4 protein-coding genes are annotated in these 5,329 nt (G+C 50.2%); 1 reads left to right on the top strand and 3 read right to left on the bottom strand.

What is annotated here, in order from left to right; all coding sequences use genetic code 11:
- Positions 1-129: 129 nt before the first annotated feature.
- The 3 genes from rsmH to DW922_RS11755 all read right to left on the bottom strand — a co-directional run bounded on the left by rsmH (position 130) and on the right by DW922_RS11755 (position 3,814).
- On the bottom strand, positions 130-1,212 hold the full coding sequence (gene rsmH / locus DW922_RS11770) for a 16S rRNA (cytosine(1402)-N(4))-methyltransferase RsmH (protein ID WP_118726663.1): 1,083 nt from the start codon (positions 1,210-1,212) through the stop codon (positions 130-132).
- Positions 1,213-1,214: 2 nt separating this feature from the next.
- Positions 1,215-2,441, bottom strand: a complete 1,227-nt coding sequence (tyrS, locus tag DW922_RS11765; protein WP_118726662.1) for a tyrosine--tRNA ligase — start codon at positions 2,439-2,441, stop codon at positions 1,215-1,217.
- Between the two features lie 683 nt (positions 2,442-3,124).
- Positions 3,125-3,814, bottom strand: coding sequence for a TIGR00266 family protein (locus tag DW922_RS11755; RefSeq protein ID WP_118720419.1), 690 nt, complete (start codon positions 3,812-3,814; stop codon positions 3,125-3,127).
- 243 nt (positions 3,815-4,057) lie between these two features.
- On the opposite strand from DW922_RS11755, the gene sstT reads away from it, so the two are divergent.
- The gene (gene sstT, locus DW922_RS11750; protein ID WP_195715061.1) at positions 4,058-5,281 is read left to right on the top strand and encodes a serine/threonine transporter SstT; all 1,224 of its coding nucleotides are present in this window, start codon (positions 4,058-4,060) and stop codon (positions 5,279-5,281) included.
- The last annotated feature ends 48 nt before the right edge of the window (positions 5,282-5,329 follow it).

The raw sequence follows: 5,329 nt of genomic DNA, 5'->3' as shown, positions 1-5,329 counted from the left end.
TGTTTGGGTATCTGGGGGCGCTGATCTTCAAACCTAAAATGAAAGAATAACAATTTGATTAACTTTAATAGGGCCATGTGAGTTACCTTTCGGCAACTCACACGGCCCTTGTCATATACTTAAAAATAGTTATTCTGCCTTCACCGCCCAACGCAGCTTCGTAGATCTTGCTCTGCTGTTGCGGACGCATTCTTCTGCGGACGGCCGGATGACATCTTCCGCGATTTCGGAGTACAGTCCAGCCTTCTGGTACTGCTTGAACGATTTCTTTACCATGCGGTCCTCGCCGGAATGGAAGGTCAGAATCGCCACGCGTCCGCCTGGTGCCAGCACATGCGGCAGCTTGTCAAGGAATGCGTAAAGCACCTCAAACTCGCTGTTTACATCGATGCGCAGGGCCTGAAAGGTTCTGGCACAGGCTTTCTTCACGGCTTCCTTCCGGTCTTTTTCCGGGATAAAGGAAAGTGCCTGCTCAATGAGCTCCCGCACCTTCGTGGTCGTGTCCACCTTTTCCCCTTTGCGGATAGCTCCGGTGATGCAGCGTGCGATTTCTTCTGCATACGGCTCATCGGAGTTTTCTACCAGCATACCAGCAAGCTCTTCCCGGTCAACTTCTTTTAACCGCTCTGCCGCAGAGATCCCTGCCTGCGGATTTAACCGCAGGTCCAGCGGTCCATCAAACTTATAGGAAAAACCGCGTTCCGGATTGTCGATCTGCATGGAGGAAACACCAAGGTCAGCCAGAATGAAGTCAAACGGTCCGACCTCTTTTGCAATCTGGTCGATGTCGGCAAAGTTCATCTGCCGCACCGTCATGATCTCCTCGCCAAATCCAAGGTCTTCCAGACGTTTTTTCGTCTTCACGGATTCGATCGGATCCACGTCCAGACCGTAAATATGGCCTTCGCCGTGAAGCTGCTCTAACATGGCACGGGTGTGGCCGCCGTAACCAAGCGTTGCATCGAGTCCTTTTTGTCCCGGCTTGATCTGCAGAAAATCCAGGATTTCTTTCACCATGATGGAGATGTGCATTCCTGCCGGTGTTCCGCCCTTCTGAATGACATGCTCGATGGTATCTGCGTATTTTTCCGGGTTCAGCTCTTTGTATTTTTCCTCAAATCTTCTCGGATGGGTGCCCTTATAGCGGACACGGCGTTTGTGCGGGGTCTGCGAATCCTGACCCGCATTCCTATTCTGATTTTTTTCTTCCATAATTACTCAGCTGTTACCTTCATGAATTTCTTCTTACCACGTTTTACAACCATACCGTCACCTGCAAAGTCTGCCTTGGTGTAGGCTGTCTTGATCTCCTTCACAGACTCGCCGTTTACAGATACACCGCCCTGCTCTACGTTTCTTCTTGCCTCGGAACGGGTCGGAGCCAGACCGGATTTCTGCAGGACTGCCAGAATATCAATGCTTCCCTCGTTGAAGTCTGCATCGGTTAAGGTAAAGCTTGGCATGTTCTCCAGGCTTCCCTGGCCGCTAAACAGTGCGCGTGCTGCAGTCTGTGCTTTCTCAGCCTCTTCCTCGCCGTGAACCAGCTTGGTGAGCTCATATGCCAGGATTTCTTTTGCGGTATTTAACTGGCTGCCTTCCCACTTGTCCATCTCGTCGATCTGCTCAAGCGGCAGGAATGTCAGCATGCGCAGGCACTTTAATACATCGGCATCTGCCACATTTCTCCAGTACTGGTAGAACTCGAACGGGGTGGTCTTGTTCGGGTCTAACCATACAGCGCCGGACTGGGTCTTGCCCATCTTCTTGCCCTCGGAGTTTAACAGCAGGGTGATGGTCATGGCGTGTGCGTCCTTGCCCAGCTTACGGCGGATCAGTTCGGTACCGCCTAACATGTTGCTCCACTGGTCATCGCCGCCGAACTGCATGTTGCAGCCGTATTTCTGGTATAACATATAGAAGTCGTAGCTCTGCATGATCATGTAGTTGAACTCTAAGAAGCTTAAGCCCTTCTCCATACGCTGTTTGTAGCACTCTGCACGCAACATGTTGTTAACGGAGAAGCATGCACCAACCTCACGCAGCAGCTCTACATAGTTCAATTTTAACAGCCACTCTGCGTTATTTACCATGAGGGCCTTGCCGTCGCTAAAGTCGATGAAACGGCTCATCTGCTCTTTGAAGCAGTCACAGTTGTGCTGGATCATCTCCGGGGTCATCATCTTTCTCATGTCGGTACGTCCGGACGGATCGCCGATCATACCGGTACCGCCGCCGATGAGGGCGATCGGCTTGTTTCCTGCCATCTGCAGACGTTTCATTAAGCACAGTGCCATGAAATGGCCTACATGCAGGCTGTCTGCGGTCGGGTCAAAACCGATATAGAAGGTTGCCTTTCCTTCGTTTACCATTTTTTTGATTTCTTCTTCGTTCGTAACCTGGGCGATGAGGCCGCGGGCTACCAGCTCTTCATAACAGTTCATTGTAGTTCTCCTTTATGATATCTTAGAAATTGCTTCCCATGAAACCTGCGGGCTGCCACTGGCAGCTTTTTCTGGATTGATTCATGGGAATAGAAATAAAAAACCCCGTCCTCCTGGCAAATGCCAGAAAGGACGAGGGACGTCTCGTGTTACCACCTTACTTCACAGACAGCTCACACTGCCTGCCTCAGCGAACAAAGCTGCAGATCGATGCTGATTGATGCATTTTGTTTCCGCCTGCTTTGTTCCAGCATGATAACGGATGCTGTAATCCGGCGCAGCCTACTGATCCATGCAGAACCCCCTTTCGCGATTCCAATGCGGTTTTCGGAATCCTGGCGTTTCCATGCCATAACTTCTGCGACATATCTGTAACGCTGTGGTTCTGATTTTGTTCGGTGCACGGCTCCGGGATGTATTCGCAGTTCGTTTTCCGCGCTCCTCTCATCTGCCGGCTGCTTTCTGTGCGGTACCTCGGACTGTTACTTGTTCTCTTCAATGCCTTAACCTGTATTTACGACTTTGGGATGTCAATGATACTATTTTCGCATCGTGGAAACAGTATCTTGCCAATATATCGCATTATAAAGTGGAAGCCTCAAAATGTCAAGTCCCGGCAAACGATTTCTGCGTATCAACGCATGCGGCGGTTCCCCTTTGATGGAAACGCAGACAGGCAATCTCTATTTTGTGGTAGCAGCCGGGATGTATCTTGCGATTCTTCCTGCGAACTCTGCGACGTTCTGAGTCTGTAATACCACTTTGCCAGGACCGGTCAGTCTGGTTAAAAACAGACCTTCTCCGCCAAACATGATATTTCCGAAACCTTTGACCGTCTCAATCTCGTACTGAACGCTCTTTTCGAACGCAACGACATTGCCGGTATCGACCTTCAGTACCTCGCCCGCCTGCAGATTTTTGATGACTTTATCCCCGTCAATCTCCAGAAATGCCATGCCGCTTCCGCTTAATTCCTCCAGAATGAAGCCTTCTCCGCCAAACAGACCTGCGGACGCTTTTTTGGTAAAAGTAACATTTAAATCAACACTTTCCTGGGCGCAGAGGAATGCACCCTTCTGGCAGATGAGTCCGCCGGTTTCCCCCACATTGACTGGGAGAATGCTTCCTGCAACCGTCGAAGCAAACGCGATCTGGGTACCAGGCTGTTCTGCCTTGTAAGTTGCCATAAAGAGGGATTCCCCTGCAAACATACGGCCAATTCCTTTCATAAGACCGCCGCGTGCATTGGTGGTCATGCTGATACCCTCTGTCATCCATGCCATGCCGCCGGTCTGGGTATACATGCTCTCTCCGCTCTGTTCAAATAAAATCTCCACTGCAGGCATGGTTGTTCCAAGAATCTGATACTTCATCGCGTTCCCTCCATTTTCTTTGCTGTTGTTTTCTATAAAAAGAATACCACAAAACAGATGGGGAGAATTTACAATTTTCTTTCAATTCAGAAACATTTCAAAAGCCATCCGCAAACAATCTTCCGGAAATGTCCGTGCAGAAAAAACATTTGTATTTCTATTACACATTGTGTATAATAAAACACTGGGCATCGCCCACAGATCATCACAGTTGATCCATTAACGAAAGAAAGAGGCATGTTTATGAAAAAGCTATTTGAAACCTGGTGCGGCATCAGTCTTGTAAAACGGATCGTTGCCGGCCTCATCATCGGTGCCATCTTAGGCCTTGCAGTTCCGCAGGCTTCCGGCATCGCCATCCTTGGTAATGTTTTTGTAGGTGCATTAAAGGCGGTTGCCCCGCTCCTGGTGTTCTTCCTGGTCATCAGCTCCCTGTGCCATTCCGGTAAGAGCCACGGCGGTGTCATCCGTACCGTTATCATTCTTTATATGTTCAGTACCTTCCTTGCTGCTGTCATTGCCGTGATCGCCAGCATGATGTTTCCGATCACCCTGACTCTGGCGGAGGGCGCATCTGACCTGGCTGCTCCGGAGGGCATCACGGAGGTATTAAGCTCCCTGCTTTTAAATATGGTAAGCAACCCGGTTCAGTCGATCGTAAACGCAAACTATATCGGTGTTCTGGTATGGGCAGTGCTGTTCGGTATTGGCCTGCGCGGCGCAAGTGTAACAACCAAAACCATGTTCGATGAAATTGCAGGTGGTCTTGCGAAAGTAGTTACCTGGATCATCAGCTTTGCACCGTTTGGCATCATGGGACTTGTATTCAGCACCGTTTCCGAGAATGGTCTTTCCATCTTCACAGAGTACGGAAAACTCCTTGCCGTTCTGGTTGGTTCCATGCTGTTCATTTACTTTGTTACCAACCCGATCCTGGTATTCTGGTGTATCCGCAAGAATCCGTACCCGCTGATCTTCAAATGCTTAAAGAGAAGCGCGATCACCGCATTCTTCACCCGAAGCTCTGCAGCGAACATTCCGATCAACATGGAAACCTGCGAGGAAATGGGACTGGATAAGGATACCTACTCCGTAACGATCCCGCTTGGCGCGACCATCAACATGGACGGCGCAGCAATCACCATCACCGTTATGGCTCTGGCTACCGCACACACCCTCGGCATCGCAGTCGATATTCCGAGTGCCATCATCTTAAGCGTTCTGGCTGCCCTGTCTGCCTGCGGCGCATCCGGTGTTGCCGGCGGCTCCCTGCTGCTGATCCCGATGGCCTGCTCCTTATTCGGTATCCCGAACGACATCGCCATGCAGGTAGTCGGCGTCGGTTTCATCATCGGAGTTATCCAGGATTCTGTTGAGACCGCACTGAACTCCTCCTCCGACCTGCTTCTGTCCGCTTCTGCAGAGTTCAGACAGTGGCGACTGGAAGGAAAAGAGATTAAATTTTAAAATAACAATTTCAGTATATGACAAGGGCCGTGTGAGTTGCCGAAAAGC

Source organism: Clostridium sp. AM42-4 (assembly GCF_003480105.1).
Lineage (GTDB): Bacteria > Bacillota > Clostridia > Lachnospirales > Lachnospiraceae > Brotaphodocola.
Note: the sequence above shows the minus strand (reverse complement) of the source record. Positions and strands in the feature narration are given on the sequence as shown.